The sequence below is a fragment of the Microbacterium sp. RG1 genome, assembly GCF_005347485.1.
In the GTDB taxonomy this organism is placed as follows: Bacteria; Actinomycetota; Actinomycetes; order Actinomycetales; family Microbacteriaceae; genus Microbacterium; species Microbacterium binotii_A.
The window spans coordinates 1,921,267-1,940,814 of record NZ_CP034121.1 but is presented as its reverse complement, the minus strand read 5'-3'; the positions used below and the strand labels follow the sequence as shown (position 1 = coordinate 1,940,814).

The 19,548-nt window shown below is 72.1% G+C and carries 17 protein-coding genes; 12 read left to right on the top strand and 5 right to left on the bottom strand.

Annotation, left to right across the window (positions count from 1 at the left end; translation table 11 throughout):
* Positions 1 to 539: 539 nt before the first annotated feature.
* Together EHF32_RS09330 and EHF32_RS09325 are read right to left on the bottom strand one after the other, a co-directional pair.
* Complete coding sequence (locus EHF32_RS09330; RefSeq protein ID WP_137417918.1) at positions 540 to 2,543, bottom strand: YhgE/Pip domain-containing protein; 2,004 nt, start codon at positions 2,541 to 2,543, stop codon at positions 540 to 542.
* The gene (locus EHF32_RS09325; protein WP_137417917.1) at positions 2,540 to 5,308 is read right to left on the bottom strand and encodes an efflux RND transporter permease subunit; all 2,769 of its coding nucleotides are present in this window, start codon (positions 5,306 to 5,308) and stop codon (positions 2,540 to 2,542) included. The genes EHF32_RS09330 and EHF32_RS09325 overlap by 4 nt, the downstream gene beginning before the upstream one ends.
* Positions 5,309 to 5,446: 138 nt before the next feature.
* Here EHF32_RS09325 and EHF32_RS15915 point away from each other — a divergent pair, with 138 nt between their 5' ends.
* Entirely contained in the window at positions 5,447 to 6,070 is a 624-nt protein-coding gene (locus EHF32_RS15915) for a TetR/AcrR family transcriptional regulator (protein ID WP_238343673.1), read from the top strand.
* Here EHF32_RS15915 and EHF32_RS09315 read toward each other — a convergent pair.
* Positions 6,054 to 7,055, bottom strand: a complete 1,002-nt coding sequence (locus EHF32_RS09315; protein ID WP_238343672.1) for an o-succinylbenzoate synthase — start codon at positions 7,053 to 7,055, stop codon at positions 6,054 to 6,056. The two genes, EHF32_RS15915 and EHF32_RS09315, sit on opposite strands and share 17 nt — an antisense overlap.
* A 34-nt stretch (positions 7,056 to 7,089) precedes the next feature.
* Between EHF32_RS09315 and EHF32_RS09310 the strand changes: the two genes are divergently transcribed.
* Genes EHF32_RS09310 through EHF32_RS09290 form a run of 5 tightly spaced genes read left to right on the top strand, consistent with a single transcriptional unit; the run spans position 7,090 to position 11,343 of the window.
* Positions 7,090 to 7,887, top strand: coding sequence for an LLM class F420-dependent oxidoreductase (locus EHF32_RS09310; protein WP_137417915.1), 798 nt, complete (start codon positions 7,090 to 7,092; stop codon positions 7,885 to 7,887).
* A 2-nt stretch (positions 7,888 to 7,889) separates the two neighbouring features.
* Positions 7,890 to 8,792, top strand: a complete 903-nt coding sequence (locus tag EHF32_RS09305) for a 1,4-dihydroxy-2-naphthoyl-CoA synthase (RefSeq protein WP_137417914.1) — start codon at positions 7,890 to 7,892, stop codon at positions 8,790 to 8,792.
* Positions 8,789 to 9,919 carry an AMP-binding protein gene (locus EHF32_RS09300; RefSeq protein WP_192900729.1) on the top strand — a complete coding sequence of 377 codons (1,131 nt, stop codon included), beginning with the start codon at positions 8,789 to 8,791 and terminating at the stop codon, positions 9,917 to 9,919. Before EHF32_RS09305 ends, EHF32_RS09300 begins: the two co-directional genes overlap by 4 nt.
* Positions 9,920 to 9,944: 25 nt before the next feature.
* Entirely contained in the window at positions 9,945 to 10,904 is a 960-nt protein-coding gene (locus EHF32_RS09295) for a 1,4-dihydroxy-2-naphthoate polyprenyltransferase (RefSeq protein ID WP_443189847.1), read from the top strand.
* 13 nt (positions 10,905 to 10,917) lie between these two features.
* Positions 10,918 to 11,343, top strand: a complete 426-nt coding sequence (locus EHF32_RS09290) for a GNAT family N-acetyltransferase (protein ID WP_137417913.1) — start codon at positions 10,918 to 10,920, stop codon at positions 11,341 to 11,343.
* 4 nt (positions 11,344 to 11,347) lie between these two features.
* On the opposite strand, the gene EHF32_RS09285 is transcribed toward EHF32_RS09290, so the two are convergent.
* On the bottom strand, positions 11,348 to 11,614 hold the full coding sequence (locus EHF32_RS09285; protein WP_137417912.1) for a DUF4229 domain-containing protein: 267 nt from the start codon (positions 11,612 to 11,614) through the stop codon (positions 11,348 to 11,350).
* 70 nt (positions 11,615 to 11,684) lie between these two features.
* Between EHF32_RS09285 and EHF32_RS09280 the strand changes: the two genes are divergently transcribed.
* Both EHF32_RS09280 and menD read left to right on the top strand, forming a co-directional pair.
* The gene (locus EHF32_RS09280) at positions 11,685 to 12,071 is read left to right on the top strand and encodes a PLDc N-terminal domain-containing protein (RefSeq protein ID WP_137417911.1); all 387 of its coding nucleotides are present in this window, start codon (positions 11,685 to 11,687) and stop codon (positions 12,069 to 12,071) included.
* A 1-nt stretch (position 12,072) separates the two neighbouring features.
* Complete coding sequence (menD, locus tag EHF32_RS09275; RefSeq protein WP_137417910.1) at positions 12,073 to 13,851, top strand: 2-succinyl-5-enolpyruvyl-6-hydroxy-3-cyclohexene-1-carboxylic-acid synthase; 1,779 nt, start codon at positions 12,073 to 12,075, stop codon at positions 13,849 to 13,851.
* Positions 13,852 to 13,855: 4 nt separating this feature from the next.
* On the opposite strand, the gene EHF32_RS09270 is transcribed toward menD, so the two are convergent.
* A complete protein-coding gene (locus EHF32_RS09270) occupies positions 13,856 to 15,097 on the bottom strand; it encodes an isochorismate synthase (RefSeq protein ID WP_137419193.1) in 1,242 nt (413 codons plus the stop codon).
* 141 nt (positions 15,098 to 15,238) lie between these two features.
* On the opposite strand from EHF32_RS09270, the gene EHF32_RS09265 reads away from it, so the two are divergent.
* The 4 genes from EHF32_RS09265 to EHF32_RS09250 all read left to right on the top strand — a co-directional run bounded on the left by EHF32_RS09265 (position 15,239) and on the right by EHF32_RS09250 (position 19,493).
* Positions 15,239 to 15,916, top strand: coding sequence for a class I SAM-dependent methyltransferase (locus EHF32_RS09265; RefSeq protein ID WP_137419192.1), 678 nt, complete (start codon positions 15,239 to 15,241; stop codon positions 15,914 to 15,916).
* A gap of 48 nt (positions 15,917 to 15,964) precedes the next feature.
* Entirely contained in the window at positions 15,965 to 17,026 is a 1,062-nt protein-coding gene (locus EHF32_RS09260) for a polyprenyl synthetase family protein (RefSeq protein WP_137417909.1), read from the top strand.
* A 71-nt stretch (positions 17,027 to 17,097) separates the two neighbouring features.
* On the top strand, positions 17,098 to 18,471 hold the full coding sequence (locus EHF32_RS09255) for an FAD-dependent oxidoreductase (protein ID WP_137417908.1): 1,374 nt from the start codon (positions 17,098 to 17,100) through the stop codon (positions 18,469 to 18,471).
* A 50-nt stretch (positions 18,472 to 18,521) separates the two neighbouring features.
* Positions 18,522 to 19,493, top strand: a complete 972-nt coding sequence (locus EHF32_RS09250; protein WP_137417907.1) for an alpha/beta hydrolase — start codon at positions 18,522 to 18,524, stop codon at positions 19,491 to 19,493.
* The last annotated feature ends 55 nt before the right edge of the window (positions 19,494 to 19,548 follow it).

Sequence of the window (19,548 nt, the reverse complement as noted above, 5' to 3'; positions counted from 1 at the left end):
CACGCTGCTGTGTGGGCGGGGCGGGCGGCCGCATCCGGCTCCGGTTCCGGCCCATCCGTGCGTCGGAGCTGCTCCGCGCGTCGGAGATTCGGTCCAATGTCGGAGGATGCGGCGTCGATCCTCCGACGGGAGCGCGTTTCTCCGACCGGGCGCACCCGCGCCTGGCCCAGGCGGGGCAGGGTGGGGCAGGGCGGTGGCCCGCTCGCGTCCGACGCTCGGCTCAGCAGGCGCCCGCACCCGCCGCGGCTTCGGCCTCCGGTTCCGGCCGGCACTTGGCATCCGGCCTCCGGCCTCCGGCCTCCGGCCTCCGGCCTCCGGCCTCCGGCCTCCGGCCGGCACCTGGCATCCGAGCGTCGGAGATTCGGCCCAATGTCGGAGGATGCGGCGTGGATCCTCCGACGGGAGCGCGTTTCTCCGACCGGGCGCGCTCCCGACCGGAGGTCAGGCCGACCCGGAGGTCAGGCAGACCGGACGCGCCTCCGACCGCGGACACCGGCCGACCCGGGGTCAGGCGCCGCCGCGCCCCGTCGCCCCGCGGGTCAGGCGAGGGCGGCGCGGGCCGAGACGGTGCGGCGACGGGAGACGACGATCGTGGTCGCCACGAGCGACAGCAGCAGCCACACGACGAGGACCGTGACGCCGGCCGTCACCCCACCGGCACTCGTGAGAGCGCCGAGCATGGCGGCGTAGGCGGGCTGAACCGGCAGCACGGAGGCGATCGAGGTCAGCACGCCCGGGACCGTGGAGACGACCCCCGTGGCCACGACGAAGGCGCCGATGATGGCTCCGATCCACCGGCCCGCGCCGCCGAAGACGGCCACGAGCGCCTGGTTCACGCCCGCGAACGAGACGCCGGCGACCACGCAGATCGCCGCGAAGATCGACCAGTCAGCCCAGTCGTAGCTCGCCGCCAACTGCACGACCCCGGCGAGGAGCAGACCCTGCACGGCGCCGAGGACGGCTCCGGGGGCGAAGGCGCGCAGCGCGAGCGTCACCGAGGACCGGCGGCTCGTCAGCGCCCGTGCGGACACCGCCTGGAACGCCACGTACGATCCGAGACCGCCGAACCAGAGCACCAGGGCGGTGAGCAGCGGGATGGCCGCCGCGCCGAAGAGGTTCGAGCCGATGCCCTGCGCCGAGACGGGCTCGGCGACGACGGATGCGGTCTGCTGCGCCTGCTCGTCGGTGTACGTCGGGACCTGGTCCACGGCCGTGTCCAGCCCGGTCGCGAGCGAACCCGCGCCGCTCGAGAGCTGGGTCACGCCGTCGGCGAGCGACGTGGCGCCTGTGGAGGCCTGGTCCGCTCCGCTCGCCAGGGCGCTCGCGCCGCCGGCCAGCTGTGAGACCCCGCTCGAGAGCTGGGCCGCGCCGGCCGCGAGCTGGTCGGCGCCGGTGGCGAGGCCGCCCGCGCCCGACTGCAGGTCGCGCGCGCCGGCGGCGGCTTGCGCGATGCCCGCGCTCGTGTCCGTCATCAGCTTGTCGATGCCGTCGGCCGTGCCCTGGCCGTAGCCGGCGGCGGTTCCCGCCGCCGTGCCGACGCCCGCGACGGTGCCGGGGGTCGGGTTCTCGGCGTCGCCGATCGTGGCGGCGAGCTCGGCGCACAGGGTCGCCGTGGGGCCGTACGTCACGAAGCACTCCTGGACCAGGCCGCCGAGCGTCGTGCCGAGCTTCTTCGTCTGCGTCAGCGCGCTGTTCGCGGCCGTCGTCGTGGCGGCGGCCGCGTTCTTGAGGTCCTGGTTCACCACGGCGCCGGATGCGGCGTCGAGACCGGCCGCGAGAGTGCCGGCACCGTCGGAGAGTTGGCGCGCACCGGATGCGAGCTGCTGCGCGCCGCCGGGCAGCGCGGCGGCGCCCGTGGCGGCCTGCGAGGCTCCGGAGGCGAGCTGGTCGGCGCCCGCGGCGAGCTGACCGACGCCGCTGGACAGCTCGGTCGCGCCCTGGGCCGCGCTCGCCGAACCGTCGGCCAACTGCTGTGCACCGTTCGCCGCGTCGCCCAGCTGGTCGTGCAGCGTCGTGAAGCCGAGCAGCACGTTCGTCAGGTACTGCTTCGAGACGGCGCTGCCGAACACGGATGCGGCCGTCTGCGTGATCTGCGCGGTGATCGCCTGGTCGACCACGCGTCCGTCCGGCGCGCTCTCGACCGAGATCGTCGCCTGCTCCGGGGTCGAGCCGGGGGCGGTGGAGGTTGCGGCGGCGGAGAAGTTCTCGGGGATCGTGATGACCGCGCTGTAGGTGCCGTCTGCGAGGCCCGCCGCCGCATCCTCATCGTTGGAGATCGTCCAGTCGATGTTGCTCGGCACGTCCGACGAGCCCTCGACGAGTCCCGCGGTGAGCTGGCGTCCGAGCGGTGCGAGCTGCCCGTCGATCTCCACCGGCTTGTCGTCGTTCACGATCGCCGCCGACATGTTCTCGAGTCGTTCGACCGGGTTGTAGAGGGCGGCCACGAGGAGCCCGCCGATGACGACGGGCAGCAGCACGATCCCGAGGACCGTCAGCCAGGTGACGGGACGTCGTGCGTGGGAGCGTTCGATGGGGACGGTCATACGAGCACCTCCGCGGGAGCCGTGGGAAGAGTGACGGGTTCGCCGGTGCGGTACCCGGCGTCGGTGAGCAGCGTGCGTGCGGCGGCGATGTCGGATGCGGACCCCACGGCGGTGGCGACGAGCGTGAGCTGTCGCGCCGCGGCGTCGCGCAGCAGCGCCAGAGCCGTGTCGCGTTCGGTATGGGGCAGTCGCTCGAGGCGGTCGATGCCGTCGACCACGACGACCGCGGGAGAGCCCGACAGTGCGTGTCGGAGGTCGTCGACGGGGTCGGATGCGGTGGCCAGCAGCGCCATCCCGGCGCGCGCCCGCACCCAGGCGCCGCGCTCGGGCAGCAGGTGGCCCGCGACCCGGAGACGTCCCTCGCTCGGGCTCAGCCGGCCCGCCAGGACGAGGGTCAGTGCGTGCGTCGCGGCGGGATCCTCCGCCGCGACCACGAGCGCCTCGCCGGGGTCGACGGTCGCGTCCACGGGACCGAACACGGGCCTCGCGTCGGTGCGCAGGGCGAGCTTGTCGGCGACGACGACGGCCGAGCCGGTGCTCGCCCAATCGCGCAGCGACAGCTCCCGTTCGACGGCCTCGCCCTCGATGTCGAAGTGCGGCAGGATGCGCTCCAGCCACTTCGGCATCCACCAGGCCTTGTCTCCGAGCAGCGCCATGACGGCGGGGACGAGCGTCATGCGCACGAGGAACGCGTCGATGGCGATTCCCGTCGCGAGCCCGAGGGCGATCGGTTTGAGGTTCGAATCGCCCTCGGGGACGAACGCCGCGAACACGGCGAACATGATGATGGCGGCGGCCGTCACCACGCGGGCGGATGCGGTGTAGCCGCCGCGCACGGCCTCCAGCGCGATCTCGCGCGCCGGGCGATGCGGGTTGTCGCGGCGGGCGTGCACGAAGTCCTCCCGCATCCGGGACACGAGGAACACCTCGTAGTCCATCGCGAGCCCGAACAGCACGCCCATCAGCACGATCGGCATGAAGCTGATGACGGGCCCGACACGCGCCACGTGCAGGAGGTCGGCGAACCAGCCCCACTCGAACACGGCCGCGACGACGCCGAACGACGCCGCGACCGAGAGCAGGTAGCCGAGCGCCGCCTTGACCGGCACCCAGATGGAGCGGAAGACGATCATCAGAAGGATGAGGGAGAGCCCGACGACGAAGATGCCGAAGGGCAGCAGCGCCGCCGACAGCCGGTCTGAGATGTCGATGGCCACGGCCGTGAAACCGGTGACTTGGAGATCGACGCCGTACTCGTCGAGCAGGCGGTCGTGCTGGGCGCGGAGCTCGCGCACGAGCTCGGCCGTGGCCGGGTCGTCGGGGGCGGTCTCCGGCACGATCTGCACGATGCCGGTGTCGGCCGCCTGGTTCGGGGTCGCGAGTGCGACCTCCTTCACGCCCGGGATGCGGGAGATCTCGTCGCCGAGGTCCTTCATGAGGGTGAGCGGGTCGGTCGAGGTCACGATCGTCCCGGTCATGATGAGTGGGCCGTTGGCGCCGGGACCGAAGTGCTCGCTCGTCAGGTCGTAGGCGACGCGGGCCGGGTCGCCCTTCGGCAGCTGACCGGCGTTGGGCAGGGCCAGCGCGAGGCTCGTCGCCGGGATCGCCGCCACGCCGAGCACCGCCACGACCGCGACGCTCGTCACGACGGGGTGGCGCGTCACCATGGCGACCCATCGCGCCGCGAAGCCGCGCCGGGCGGGAGCTGCCGCATCCGCAGCCTGGCGCCGGTCGCGCCTGCGCCAGCCACGCACGCGCCCCTTCACGAAGCCGAGCATCGCGGGGGTCAGCGTGACCGCGACGAGCACGGCGATCGCGACGGCGACCGCCGCCGCGACACCCATCGTCGTCAGGAACGGGATGCCGGCGAAGCCGAGGCCGATGAGTGCGATGAGCACCGTCATCCCGGCGAAGAGCACGGCGGAGCCGGCCGTGCCGGTCGCGCGCGCCGCGGACTCCTCGGGGTCCGCGCCCTCACGGACCTGATCCTGATGCCGCGAGATGATGAACAGCGCGTAGTCGATGCCCACCGCGAGGCCGAGCATGAGTGCGAGCAGCGGCGTCGTCGAGGACACCGAGGCGAAAGCGGTGGCCACGAAGATGAGCGCCATCGACAGCCCGACCCCGAGGATCGCGGTCATGAGCGGGAGCCCCGCCACGACGAACGACCGGAACGTCACGATCAGCACGACGAGCGCGATCAGCAGGCCGACGAGTTCGGTCACGGTGACCCCGGGCAGCGAGACGGCGAACAGATCGCCGCCGAGCGCGACCTGTGAGCCCCCGGGGAGCTCGGGCTCCAGTGCGTCGACCGTGGACTGCAGATCGGTGCGCGTGGATTCCGGCACGTCGGTCGCCTGACCGTCGAACTGCATGCGCACGATCGCCGCGGTGTCGTCGTCGGAGATGCTGCCGGTGATCGACGCGTCGTAGGGATCGGTGACCGCGAGAACGCCGTCGAGCTTCTCGATCGTTGCGATCGTGTCCTCGATGCGCGTGCGGTAGTCGTCGTCCGTGATCTTCGTGCCGTCGGCGGCGACGACGACGAACTGCGCGTTCGTGCCACTGACCTGGGGGAAGGTGCGCGAGAGCTGTTCCAGACCCGCCTGCGACTCGGTGCCGGGGATGGAGAACTTGTTGTCGGTGCCCTGCGAGAACAGTGCGGCGCCGGCGCCGGCGAGGGCGAGCAGCAGCAGCCAGGCGATCAGGACGCGCCACGGTCGGCGGTACGACCAGCGGCCGAGCGAGTACAGGAGCGTGGACACCGGCGCCTCCGTGGGTCGAGGTGATCGGGCGGGTTCGATACGGGAGTGTATCCGATACAACTGTGTATCCTAGAGTCGCCTCCGTGGTGAACCTGGGCGATCGATGAAAGCCGCATGGACGTGGTGGAAGGAGAGATCGTGACGCAACCCGCCGTGCCCCGAAGCCGGGAGAACACCCGCGCGCGGCTGCTCGCCGCCGCATCCGAGGTGTTCGCCGAGCTGGGTCTGGAAGGCGCATCCGTCGAAGCGATCTGCGAGCGCGCCGGCTTCACGCGCGGCGCCTTCTACTCCAATTTCGCCTCCAAGGAGGAGCTGCTGCTCGGGCTGATGCAGCAGGTCGCCGACCAGAAGCTGGAACGGGTGACCGAGCGGGTGCGAGAGCTCGGTGAGGACTCGTCGGTGCATCGCAGCGTCGCCGAGCTCGTCACGAGCATCCTCGACGTCGGAACCGACGGGCCGACGGGTGTCGTGCTGATGAGCGAGATCCGCACGAACGCGATGCGCGACGAGCGGCTCGCCGGGGCCTACCTCGCCTGGGAGGCGGCCATGGCGGAGCGGGTCGCAGAGATCGTCGCCGATGTCGCGGGGGCCTACCGGTTGCGGCTGCGCATCCCCGCGATCGAGTTCGCGCGCCTGGTGCTCGACGTCTGGGACGCCACCTGCGCCTTCTCGGTCATCTCGGGCCTCGCCCCCCTGGCCGCGAAGGATCTGCTCACCCAGCGCACCGCGATGCTGGCGGCGGCGGTCACCGACGCAGAGTGAGCTCCGCGCCGCTGACGAGGCCGTAGCAGCGCTCGAGGCGCTCCTCCCACCAGACGCGGCGGGCGGACGAGGCGGCATAGCTGCCCAACAGGTCGGCGTCCGGCACCGCGCGCCGCACCTCGATCGCGCCGTCGGCGGCGCGCAGCGGCTCGGCGGTCACGTCGGCCGCCAGCAGCGACGCGGTGCCCAATCCGCAGTCGTAGTCCAGCGCGGGCAGCGCTGCCGCGAGGGCGAGTCCCATCCCGAGCCCCACCGAGGTGTCCAGGGCGCTCGAGACGACGGCGGGTAGCCCCGCATCCGCGACGATCCGCAGCGCCCGGCGCACACCGCCGAGCGGCGCCGCCTTGACGACCAGCAGATCGGCCGCCTGCTCCCGGGCGACGCGCAGCGGATCCACGGCCTTGCGCACGCTCTCGTCGGCGGCGATGTCGATGCCGGAACGATGCACGCGCCAGCGGAGCTCGGCGAGCTCCGCCACGCTCGCGCACGGCTGTTCGGCGTACTCGAGGTCGTACTCGGCGAGTGCGCGCAGCGCGTGCTCCGCCTCGTCGACGTTCCACCCGCCGTTCGCGTCGATGCGGATGCGGCCGGCCGGCCCCATCGCCTCGCGCACCGCGGCGACGCGCGCGACGTCGTCGGCCAGGGTCTGCCCGGCTTCGGCGACCTTCACCTTCGCGGTGCGGCAGCCGTCGAAGTGGCTGAGCACCTCCGCCACCGCGGATGCGGGGACGGCGGGAACGGTGGCGTTGACCGGGATGCGGGCGCGCACCGCATCCGGCTGGGCGTTCCAGGCGAAGTCGATCGCCGCGGCCAGCCAGGTCGCCGCCTCGTCATCGTCGTACTCGGTGAACGGGGAGAACTCCGCCCACCCGGCGGGCCCCTCGAACAGGAGCGCCTCGCGCACGTCGATGCCGCGGAAGCGGGTGCGCAGCGGAAGCGCGACGACGTGGAGGTTCGAGCGGATGTCGGCGAGCGCGGGAGTCACCGCTCCATTGTGCGTGCGGTCGTAGGCTGACGGCATGCCTCTTCTCGATACTCCGGTCCGCCTCGGGCTCCAGCTCCAGCCGCAGCACGCCGCCTACTCCGACATCCGCGACGCCGTCGTGCGGTTCGAGGACATGGGGGTGGACATCCTGTTCAACTGGGACCACTTCTACCCGCTGCACGGCGACCCGGACGGCGCGCACTTCGAGTCCTGGACCATGCTCGCCGCGTGGGCGGAGCAGACCGAGCGCGTCGAGTTCGGCGCCCTCGTGAACTGCAACAGCTACCGCAACCCGGATCTGCAGGCGGACATGGCCCGCACGATCGACCACATCAGCGCCAAGGGCGGCGAGGGACGATTCATCTTCGGCACGGGCTCGGGCTGGTTCCAGCGCGACTACGACGAGTACGGCTACGAGTTCGGCACCGCAGGTTCACGGCTGAACGACCTCGCCGACGGCCTCGCGCGCGTGACGACGCGGTGGGGCAAGCTGAACCCGGCGCCGACCCGCCGCATCCCGATCCTCATCGGCGGCGCGGGCGAGCAGAAGACGCTGCGGCTCGTCGCGCGTCACGCCGACATCTGGCACAGCTTCGTCGCGCCGGAGGACATCGCGCACAAGATCGGCGTGATCGAGAAGTGGGCCGAGACCGAGGGCCGCGACGTCTCGAATCTCGTGATCTCGAACGAGCTGAAGGATCGCGACGAGGAGTATGCCGACGCGTTGTTCGCGGCAGGCGTGCGCACCTTCACACTCGGGCTCAACGGCCCCGACTACGACCCGGAGATCGCTCGCCGCTGGCTGCGCTGGCGCGACGCGAAGAACGGCTGAGCATGACCGTCTCAGAACTGTTCGACCCGGCGGAGTGGGAACTCGCCCCGGGGGCGGATTCCTACACCGACATCACGGCGCACGTCTCGCACGACGGCCGCATCGCGCGCATCGCGTTCGACCGCCCCGAGGTGCGGAACGCCTTCCGCCCGCACACGGTGGACGAGCTGTACCGCGCGCTGGATGCGGCTCGCCAGAACCCGCGCATCGGGGTCGTCCTGCTCACGGGCAACGGCCCGAGCCCGAAGGACGGCGGCTGGGCTTTCTGCTCCGGCGGTGACCAGCGCATCCGCGGGCGCGACGGTTACAAGTACTCCGAGGACGAGACGACGGTCGCCGATCCGGCACGGGCCGGGCGCCTGCATATCCTCGAAGTCCAGCGCCTGATCCGGTTCATGCCGAAGGTCGTCATCGCCGTGATCCCCGGCTGGGCGGCCGGCGGCGGGCACTCGCTGCACATCGTCGCCGACCTGTCGATCGCCTCGGCCGAGCACGGCCGGTTCAAGCAGACGGATGCCGATGTGGGCTCCTTCGACGCGGGCTACGGCTCGGCGTACATGGCTCGTCAGGTCGGTCAGAAGATCGCGCGCGAGGTGTTCTTCCTGGCGGAGGAGTACTCCGCGCAGCGCGCCTACGAGATGGGCGCGGTCAACCGGGTGGTGCCGCACGCCGAGCTCGAGCGCGAGGCCATCGCGATGGCACGCACGATCCTCACGAAGTCTCCGACGGCGATCCGGATGCTGAAGTTCGCCTTCAACGCGGTCGACGACGGGCTCGTGGGGCAGCAGGTCTTCGCCGGCGAGGCGACCCGCCTGGCCTACGGCACCGACGAGGCGGTCGAGGGGCGCGACGCGTTCCTGGAGAAGCGCGAGCCGGACTGGTCGCCCTACCCGTGGCACTACTGACCGCCCGGCCCCCGTCGGCGCCGGGCGCCCGCGGGGTGCTGGGGGCGGTGCGCGCGGCGCTCGACGGCGCCGGTCCCGCCGTGCACCTCGGCGGCGCAGCGCCGGTGCCGGTGCCGGCGGGGGTCGCGGCGGTCGTCACGACCTCGGGGTCGACCGGCTACCCCAAGGACGTGCTGCTCAGCCGCAGCGCCCTCATCGCGAGCGCGAGCTCCACCGCCGCGCGGATCGGGGAGGGCGCGTGGTTGCTGGCGCTGCCCGCGACCTACGTGGCGGGGCTGCAGGTGCTCGTGCGCTCGCTGCTGGCGGGGCATGAACCGGCGATCCTCGAGGGTCACTTCTCGGCGGAGGGCTTCGTCGCCGCCGCGCGGGGCATGGCCTCCGCCGCGCACGGCGCACGCACGCCGACCTACACCTCGCTCGTTCCGGCGCAGGTGAACCAGCTGATCGCCGCGGCCGACGCACCTGAGGTGCGTGCGGCCCTCGCCTCGTTCGAGGCGATCCTCGTCGGCGGACAGGCGCTTCCGGATGCCGTGCGCGAGCGCGCCGCATCCCTCGGGGCGCGCATCGTGCGCACCTACGGGGCGAGTGAGACCAGCGGCGGATGCGTGTACGACGGCGTTCCGCTGAACGGTGTGCGCGTGCGGATCGCGGACGGCGAGGTGCAGCTGTCGGGACCGATGCTGGCCGAGGGGTACCGCGACGATCCCGAGCGCACGGCCGCAGCCTTCGTGCGCGACGACGCGGGGCAGCGCTGGTACCGCACGGGTGACGCCGGTTCGTTCGAGGACGGACGCCTGCGGGTCACCGGCCGTCTCGACAACGTGATCGTCTCCGGCGGGGTCAACGTGTCGCTCGACCGGGTCGAGCGCGTCGTGCGGGGACTCCCCGGATTCGCGGACGCGGTCGTGGTGGGCGCGGCGCACGAGCGGTGGGGTGAGACACCCGTCGTCGTCGTGCCGGGAGCGGATGCGGCCGCATCCGTGCGTCTGGACGAGGTGCGCGTGGCGGTCGGCGCCGACCTCGGAGCGCCGGCGCGACCCGATCGCATCGAGGTGGTTGCGAGCATCCCGCTGCTGTCCAGCGGCAAGCCGGACCGCCGGGCGCTGCGGGCGCTCATCGAGCGCTGAGGTCGCCGCAATAGGATTGTTGCTCGTGGCCAGTAAGACCAGGAAGAAGCGACCCGGCGTCTCGGGCAACCCCCAGAAGGCGCGGGCGCAGGTAGGTCCGCGTCCGGTGCGGCGCGCAGGCGTGGGGGATTGGATCGAGGGCGCGAGGCTCCGCACGCTCCCGCTCGCCGTCTCCCCGGTGCTGCTGGGCACGGGTGCGGCGCTCGTGATCGACAACGCCCTGCACTGGCTGCTCGCGCTCTGCTGCCTGGCCGTCGCCGTCCTCCTGCAGATCGGCGTGAACTTCGCCAACGACTACAGTGACGGCGTCCGCGGCACGGACGACTTCCGCGTCGGACCCGCGCGTCTGACGGGCGCCGGCAAGGCGAAGCCGCGCACGGTGCTGATCGTGGCGCTGACCTTCTTCGCCCTGGCCGCGCTGGCAGGCCTCGCGCTCACCATCCGCACGCAGCAGTGGTGGTTCCTGGCCGTGGGTGCCGTCTGCATCATCGGGGCGTGGTTCTACACCGGCGGCAAGCGGCCCTACGGCTACGCGGGGCTCGGCGAGGTCGTCGTCTTCGTGTTCTTCGGGCTCGTCGCGACCCTCGGCACGACCTGGGTGCAGGTGCAGGCGCTGCCGCAGGAGGCCTGGTTCGGCGCGGTCGCCGCGGGTCTGTTCGCCTGCGCCGTGCTGCTGGCCAACAACCTGCGCGACATCGAGCCCGACAAGAAGGCGGGCAAGAAGACGCTGAGCGTGCGGATCGGCAAGCGGGCGACGCAGGTGCTGTTCACCGTGATCGTGCTCGTGCCCTTCGCGATCTCGATCTTCCTGGCGCTGTTCTACCCGCCGGCGTGGCTCACGCTGCTCGTGCTGCTGCTGGTGCTTCCCGCGGTGCTGATCGTGTGGACGTATCGCGAGCCGAAGGAGCTGGTGGTCGCGCTGAGTCTCACCTCGCTCGGCTCGCTGGCCTACGCGGCGCTGGTCTTCTGGGCTCTCCACGGCTGAGCGGCGGACGACCATGGTCTTCGTCGCGGACTCCGATCCGGCTCGCCTCGACCGCGCCTGGATCTGGCGGATGCTCTCGAGCGAGGTGTACTGGCATCGGTGGCGTTCACGGGAGCAGATCGAGCGGCAGATCGACGGGGCGTGGCGCGTGGTCGGCGTCTACGACGAGGCGACAGGAGCGCAGGTCGGCTTCGCGCGCGCCGTCTCGGACGGCGTCAACGACGCGTACCTGGCGGACGTGGTGATCGATCCCGCGGCACGAGGCGCCGGCGCCGGCAAGCTCCTCGTGCGCACCATGATCGACGAAGGTCCCGGTGCCGAGTTCCGCTGGACGCTGTTCACCGGCGACGCGCACGGCCTGTACCGGCAGTTCGGTTTCGACACCCCCGACGCGACGGCGATGGTCCGCCCCGGCTCGCGGCGGGTGCGCGAGGGCTGAGGACTCAGTCCCCGGATGCGGCGTCTTCCGCCTCGGCGTCGTCGGCACCGAGCGGGCGGCGCGGCTCGCGCGGCTTGCCGAGATCGGCCGTCGCCTCCGCCAAGGGGCGGCGCAGGAAGAGGATGGACAGGCTCAGCCCGATCAGCGCGGCGAAGATGGCCGCGAGCCAGTACAGCTCCTGGAACACGGGCAAGAGCATGAGGATCGCGAACGGCACGAGGAACGCGAGAACGCGCAGCAACGAATAGACGATCGCGGGACGGGCCTTCACCCCCTCATCCTACGCGTCGAGCGCCTGCGCTCTCGGGGCCCGTGCAGGCCGCGCGGCCTAGGATGGGGGAATGGTCCGGCTCCTGCTCATTCTGGCGCTGGTTGCCGTCGTCTTCTGGGTCTACACGGTCGTGGACTGCGCGGTGCAACCGGCCTCGCGTCACCGCGGCGTCAGCAAGGGCACCTGGCTGGTCATCGTGATCCTGCTGCCCGTCGTGGGCGGCATCCTGTGGTTCGTGACCGGGCGCGCGCGCAAGAACGCGGCGCCGGTGCGGCGGGCACCCGACGACGATCCGGACTTCCTCCGCACGATCGGCTCGATCAGCGACCAGGACGAGCGCATCCGCCGCTTGGAGGAGGAGCTGGCACAGCTCGACTCCGACGACGAGACCCCCCGCTCGCCGGAGGCACCGGGACATCCCGCGCCGCATCGGCCCGACGAGGACGAGCCGCGCTGAGATGACGACGCCCGAAGACGCCGGCCGCGCGCCGGCGACGGATGCGGCTGCGGCGCTGCTCGCGCAGCTCTTGGAGCGCGGCGTCGAGCACATCGTGGTGAGCCCCGGTTCGCGGTCGCAGGCGCTCGCGCTGGTCGCCGCCGCCGCCGAGACGTCGGGGCGCGCGCGGGTGCACGTGCGCATCGACGAGCGGGTCGCGGGCTTCACCGCCCTCGGGATCGGGCGCGAATCCGGTGTTCCGGCGGTCGTGGTGTGCACGTCCGGAACCGCCGTCGCGAACCTCATGCCTGCAGCCCTCGAGGCGCATCACGCGGGCGTTCCGCTGCTGCTGCTCACCGCAGACCGCCCGCCGGAGCTGCGCGGTGTCGGCGCGAACCAGACCACGCGGCAACCGGGGCTCTTCCAGCCGGCGACCCGTCTCGACATCGACGCTCCGGTGCCCGACGCGATCGACGCCGACGGTTCGTCCGAGCAGAGCCGCATGTTCCGCCGGCTCGCCGATGACGCGTTCGACGCCGCTCTCGGCGCCGGCACCCGCCCCGCCGGTCCCGTGCACGTCAACCTGCCCTTCCGCGAGCCGCTGGCCGGCGCCCTTCCCGCGTGGTTCGCCGTCTCCGGCGCTGACGAAACCCCCGACGCGCAAAAGGAGGAGCCTGCATCCGGAGCGCTGTACCAGGGTGGCGGCGGGATCGGCGAGTCCGACGTCCCCGAGGAGCCCGGAGCGGCTCCGCTGCTGCTGATGCAGGGCCCGCGCACGGTCGTGATCGCCGGAGCGGATGCGGGAGCCGACGCCGAACGCGTCTCGCACGAGGGAGGCTGGCCGCTCATCGCCGAGATCGTCAGCGGCGCCCGGTTCGGGCGCCTGCTCGTGCACGGCTACCGGCAGGCGCTGTCGGATCCCGAGCTCGGGGGACGCGTCGAGCGCGCCGTCGTGTGGGGCCATCCGACGCTGAGCCGCGAGGTCACCGCTCTGCTGCGTCGCGACGACGTCGAGGTCATCGCGATCCGCGGCCCCGGCGAGCCGCTGAACCTCAACGGTCGCACGACCGCCGCCGACGCGGTCTCCGTGGCGCCCGGCGACGCCGATCGTGCGTGGCTGGGGGAGTGGATGCGCGCCTCCCGTGCCGCATCCGTCGATCTCTCGCCGCCCGCACCCGACGCGGACGGCCTCGCCTCCGCCGTCCCGCGCGAGCGGCTGTCGGCGGTCTCCGCGGAACTCGACGTGCTGCGAGCGCCTCTCGATCGAGCGGCGCTCGTCGATGCGGTGTGGCGCGCGAGCTGGCCCCACGACCGGCTGGTCTTCGGGTCCTCGCGCCTCGTCCGCGTCGCCGATCAGGTGCTGGGCGGCAAGAAGGTTCCGGTGCACGCGAACCGCGGGCTCGCCGGCATCGACGGCACCATCGCGACCGCGACGGGCGTGGCGATCGCGAGCCAGGACGAGGGGCGCCCCGGCGTGACCCGAGTGCTGTTGGGCGATCTCGCCCTGCTGCACGATGTCGGCGCCCTGCTGCTGCCGGCGGCGGAGGCGGAGCCGCGCATCCAGGTGATCGTGGGCAACGACGGCGGCGGCACGATCTTCGACGGGCTCGAAGTCGCTCGCGTCGCGGATGCGGCCGCCATCGACCGCGTGCAGTACACGCCGCAGTCGGTGCGGCTGGAGCATCTCGCTCTCGCCTACGGGTGGGAGTACCGCCGGATCACGACGCGGGCCGCGCTCGACCAGGCGCTCACCTCTCCCGCAGGCGGCCGTCAGCTCATCGAGGTGCCGCTGGAGCGCTGAGCGCTCAGGCCAGAGCCTCGACGATCGGGCGGAACTTCACCCGCGTCTCGAGCAGCTCGGACTCGGGATCGCTCGCGGCGACGATCCCCGCACCGGCATACGCGGTGAGGGAGACGTCGCCGCCCGCGTCCGGGGTGTCGAACTGGGCGCAGCGCAGGGCGATGGCCCACTCTCCGTCGCCGGCCTGGTCGATCCATCCCACAGGGCCCGCGTACCGACCGCGGTCGAAGGGCTCCAGGCGGCGGATGACATCGAGCGCGGCCGACGTGGGGGTTCCGGCGACGGCGGCCGTCGGGTGCAGCGCCGCGACGAGATCCAGCGACGACGCCGTGTCGGAGAGCGCACCCTCGACGTCGGTCGCCAGGTGCCAGACGTTCGGCAGCTTGAGGGTGAACGGCTGCTCGCTCGAGCGCAGCGCGCGGGTGTGCGGTTCGAGCGCGGCCAGAACGCTGCGCACCGCGAACTGATGCTCGTCCTGATCCTTGGTGCTCGTGGCGAGGGCCAGGGCGGCGGCCGCATCCGCATCCGGATCCGCGCCGCGCGCCGTCGTGCCCGCGAGCACGCGAGCGGTGACGGTGCCCTGCTCGACGGTCACGAGGGTCTCGGGGCTGGCGCCGATCAGCCCGTCGACCGCGAAGGCCCACGTGTCGGGGTAGCCGGATGCGAGGGCGCGCACAAGCCGGCGCAGGTCGGAGCCGGCGGGCACGGTGCCCGCGAGGTCTCGCGCGAGGACGACCTTGCTGACCTCGCCCGCGGCGATCGCCGCGACGGCGTCGCGCACCGAGGCGATGTAGCCGGCGGGATGCTGACGGCCAGGACCCAGGGTCGCGGACCAGTGCGCGCCGTAGGGCGTCGCCGCGGGGGCGAGGGCGGCCTCGTCACTCCAGCGGATGCGGGTGAGCCAGGAGCGCCCGTCGCGGCGTCCGATGACGACGCGAGGAACGAGCAGGGCGCCGGGCCGGGCGGAGCGGCGGTCGAAGGGCAGGGCGCCGAAGGCGACGAGGCCCGTGCCGGGGATCTCGAGCGGGTCGTCGACGACGGCGGCGGCGGCGAGCTCGCGCCACCGATCGGCGCGCGCGTCGGCGTCGGAGGCGAACGGCAGGGCGAGCGGCTCGCCGAGACCCACCATGCCCTCGCCCCGGCGCTGCCACACGAGCGGGCGGGCGGAGTCGGTGAAGACGAGCAGATCGTCGATCGGGTCGATCTCGCGGGTCTCGACGAGCAGCCGAGGACGCGAGGCACGAATCACCCTCCCAGCCTAGACTCGCCCCGCTCGAGGAAGGCCCAGCGAGAGGGGTGCGCACGCACGCCTTAGGCTGGTGATGTGACCGAGAGCCCTGACCAGCACCGCGCCGACCTCGGCAAGGATCCGGGCCGTGTCAGCGGCATGTTCGACGAGGTCGCCGCCGGCTACGACCGCACCAACACGGTGCTCAGCCTCGGCAACGACCGGCTGTGGCGCGTCGCGGCGACGCGCGCGATCGCGCCGCGCGCCGGCCAGCGCATCCTCGACCTCGCCGCCGGCACCGGCGCGAGCGCCGTGGCGCTGGCCCGCAGCGGCGCGGAGGTGGTCGCCGCCGACTTCTCGCCCGGGATGATCGCCGAGGGCGTCCGGCGCCACGGGCACATCATGAACCTCACCTTCCAGGAGGCGGATGCCACCGCCCTCCCGTTCGAAGACGCGTCGTTCGACACCGTCACGATCTCGTTCGGCCTGCGCAACGTCAACGACCCGCACGCGGCGCTCGCCGAGATGCGCCGCGTGACCAAGCCCGGTGGCCGACTCGTGGTGTGCGAGTTCTCGCACCCGCCGCACCCGCTGTTCGCCGGCCTCTACCGCTTCTACAACGACCGCGTCCTGCCCATCGTGGCGCGTGGCGTCAGTTCGAACGCGGACGCCTACGACTATCTCAACGAGTCGATCAAGGACTGGCCCGACCAGCGCACGCTCAGCGGCTGGATCCGGGATGCGGGCTGGGTCGACGTCGCTCACCGCGACCTCACGTTCGGCATCGTGGCGCTCCACCGCGCGCGTGCACCGTTCGCCGAGCCCGCACAGAACTGAGGGCCCGCAGCGGGGCGAGCCTCTCCGGCCCGCGGGTAGGCTAGAGGAGTGACACGGAGCCCCTCTGCGCCTGGCGCGCACCTCGCGAGCAGACTCGGCCTCGCCGACCGTGTCTTCGCCGGTCCCGTTTCCCGCCGACTTCAGAAGACCGTCGAAGACGGCCTGGCCAAGGTCGAGGCCCACCTCGCCGATGAGCTGCACGTGGCCGATGCCCTCGCCGACGCCACGAGCCGTTACCTCTACGAGGCCGGCGGCAAGCGCGTGCGTCCGATGCTGACGGTGCTCACCGCTCAGCTGGGTGACGGCGTCAACGAGCAGGTCATCGATGCCGCATCCGCTCTCGAGCTGACCCACCTCGGATCGCTGTACCACGACGACGTCATGGACGGTGCGGATGTGCGCCGGGGTGTGCCCGCCGCGCACTCCGTCTGGGGCAACAGCGTCGCCATCCTCACCGGAGACCTGCTGTTCTCCCGCGCGAGCCAGATCATGTCGCGCCTGGGCGACAAGGCCATGAAGCTGCAGGCCGACACCTTCGAGCGGCTCGTTCTCGGGCAGATGCACGAGACCGTCGGTCTTCAGGCGGGCGATGACCCCGTCGACTTCTACCTGCAGGTGCTGAGCGACAAGACGGGCTCGCTCATCGCAGCCTCCGCGCAGGCCGGTGTCCTCTTCTCGCACGCCCCCCTCGCCTACGAAGAGCCGCTGCTGACCTTCGGAGAGAAGGTCGGTGTGGCCTTCCAACTGCTCGACGACGTCATCGACCTCTCGGCGGATGCGGCCGAGACCGGCAAGGTGCCCGGCACCGACCTGCGCGCGGGCGTGCCGACCATGCCGTATCTGTTGCTCGGACGCCTCGACGATCCGGCATCCGTCGACCTGCTCGCGCGCATCGACGCGGGCGTGGCTCAGATCGCCGACGGGGCCGACCCGGCGCTGCTGGACGATCCACTGGCCGAGCTGCGCGAGCACGCGGCCACCGAGCAGACCCTGGCGCTCGCGCACGAATGGTCGGACGCGGCGGTCGCCGCCTTGGAGCCGCTCCCGCGCGGTGCGGTCCGCGAGGCGCTCACGCGGTTCGCCGACGCCGTCGCCGACCGCAGCAGCTGATCTCCGCGCCTGCGAACCAGAGCGCTCGAGGCGTCGCCCCCGACGCCGCTGTATCCCTCGAAAGGACTCCCATGACCAAGCTCCGGCTGGCCATCGTCGGCGCAGGACCCGCGGGTATCTACGCGGCCGACATCCTCCTGAAGGCAGAGCGCGCGTTCGACGTCTCGATCGATCTGTTCGAGCACCTCCCCGCTCCCTACGGCCTCGTGCGCTACGGCGTCGCCCCCGACCACCCTCGTATCAAGGGCGTGATCACGGCCCTCCGCGACGTGCTCGACCGCGGCGACATCCGCCTGTTCGGCAACGTGCGCTTCGGTGAGGACATCACCCTCGACGACCTCAAGAAGCACTACAACGCGGTGATCTTCGCCACCGGTGCTATCCGCGACGCGGACCTGGACATCCCCGGCATCGACGCGGAGGGCTCCTACGGCGCGGCGGACTTCGTGAGCTGGTTCGACGGGCACCCCGACGTGCCGCGCACCTGGCCGCTGGATGCCGGCTCGGTCGCCGTCATCGGCAACGGCAACGTCGCCCTCGACATCACGCGCATGCTCGCCAAGCACGCCGTCGATCTGCTTCCGACCGAGATCCCGGAGAACGTGCACGCCGGGCTCGAGGCCTCGACCATCACCGATGTCCACGTGTTCGGACGCCGCGGCCCCGCCCAGGTGAAGTTCACGCCGCTCGAACTGCGCGAGCTCGGCGAGCTGCGCGACGTCGACATGGTCGTCTACGACGAGGACTTCGACTACGACGAGGCGTCGCTCGCCGCGATCGCGAGCAACAAGCAGGTCAAGGTCATCGACCGCGTGCTGCAGGAGTGGCGCACCCGTCCGGGTGCGAACGGCGCCGGCGGCGAGGCCTCTCGGCGCCTGCACCTGCACTTCTGGGCCAAGCCCGTCGAGGTCAAGAAGGATGCGGCGGGCCGCGTCGCGGCGCTGGTCTACGAGCGCACGCGTCCCGACGGCGAAGGCGGCGTCGCCGGTACGGGCGAGCTGCGCGAGGTTCCGATCCAGCAGCTGTACCGCGCGGTCGGCTACTTCGGCTCGCCGCTTCCCGGCGTCCCGTTCGACGAGCGCCATGGGGTGATCCCGAACCTCGAGGGTCAGGTGCTCCACCCCGATTCGAACGAGGTCGTCCCCGGCGTCTACGCGACCGGCTGGATCAAGCGCGGACCGGTCGGCCTGATCGGTCACACCAAGTCCGACGCGATGGAGACCGTGCGCCACCTGATCAACGGCCAGGCTTCGTGGTGGCAGCCCGAGGATGCCTCCCCGGAGGCGGTCCCCGCCCTGCTCGCCGAGCGCGGCGTGCGCTGGACCGACCTCGAGGGGTGGCACCGGCTCGACGAGCACGAGATCGCCCTCGGGGCTCCCGCCGAGCGTGCGCGCATCAAGGTCGTGCCGCGCGACGAGATGGTGGCGATCTCGCGCGGCGAGTGAGCTCGCGACCGATCGGTCGCTTCCCGGACGCGCGTCGCTAGGCTGACGGCATGAGCGCCTGGGTCCCCGACATCCTCGGGCCCGGCTTCGCGCAGCAGACCCTGCCGCTGGATCTTCCCGCGGACGACGGTCCGCTGGTGGCGACGCTCGTGCGGCACCTGCCGCATCCGTTCGGCCGGTTGGTCGCGCCGCTTCGCGACGTCGACGTGCTGTACGTCCACGGGTGGTCGGACTACTTCTTCCAGACAGAGCTGGCGCGTTTCTGGGCCCGGCTCGGAGCGCGCTTCTACGCCCTCGATCTGCACCGGTACGGGCGGAGCCTGCGCGAGGGACAGGTTCCCGGCTACGCCGACAGCCTCGACGAGTACGACGCCGACATCGCGGCGGCGCTCGCCGCGATGGGGCCGCGCCGCAACAGGCGACTCGTGCTCCTCGGGCATTCCACGGGCGGGTTGACGCTGTCACTGTGGTCGGCACGCCACCCGGGAACGGCCTCCGCGGTCGTGCTCAACAGTCCCTGGCTGGAGTTCCAGATCGGGTCGTTCGGGCGCCAGGCCATCGCGCCCCTCATCCAGGCGCGGGCCCGCGTTCAGCCGCGCGGGTCGCAGCCCGTCGTCGACCTCGGGTTCTACACGCGGGCGCAGACCGAGCTCGGTGTGCTGCCGATACCGGGCTACCGCGAGCAGTGGCGGCCGGCGCAGGGCTTCGCGACGCATCCCGGCTGGCTGCATGCCGTGCTGGAGGGGCACGCGCGCATCGCCGCCGGCGTGGATGTGGGAGCACCCGCGTTCGTTCTCCTCTCCGCACGCTCGTCGTCGCCGATCCGCTGGAGCGAGCAGATGACCTCGACCGATTCTGTGCTCGTGGTGGACGACATCGCGCGTGCCGCGCTCAAGCTCGGCCCGCTCGTGACGGTGGCCCGCATCCAGGGGGCGGTGCACGACGTTTTTCTGTCGGCGCCGGAGCCGCGACGCGTCGCGTACGCGCAGCTGGAGCAGTGGGCGCGCGCACGCTTCCACTGATGTTGGGGAAGCCGAAAAGCTGACAATCGTGCGGCGGAGTTGAGTTCGGTTTTCC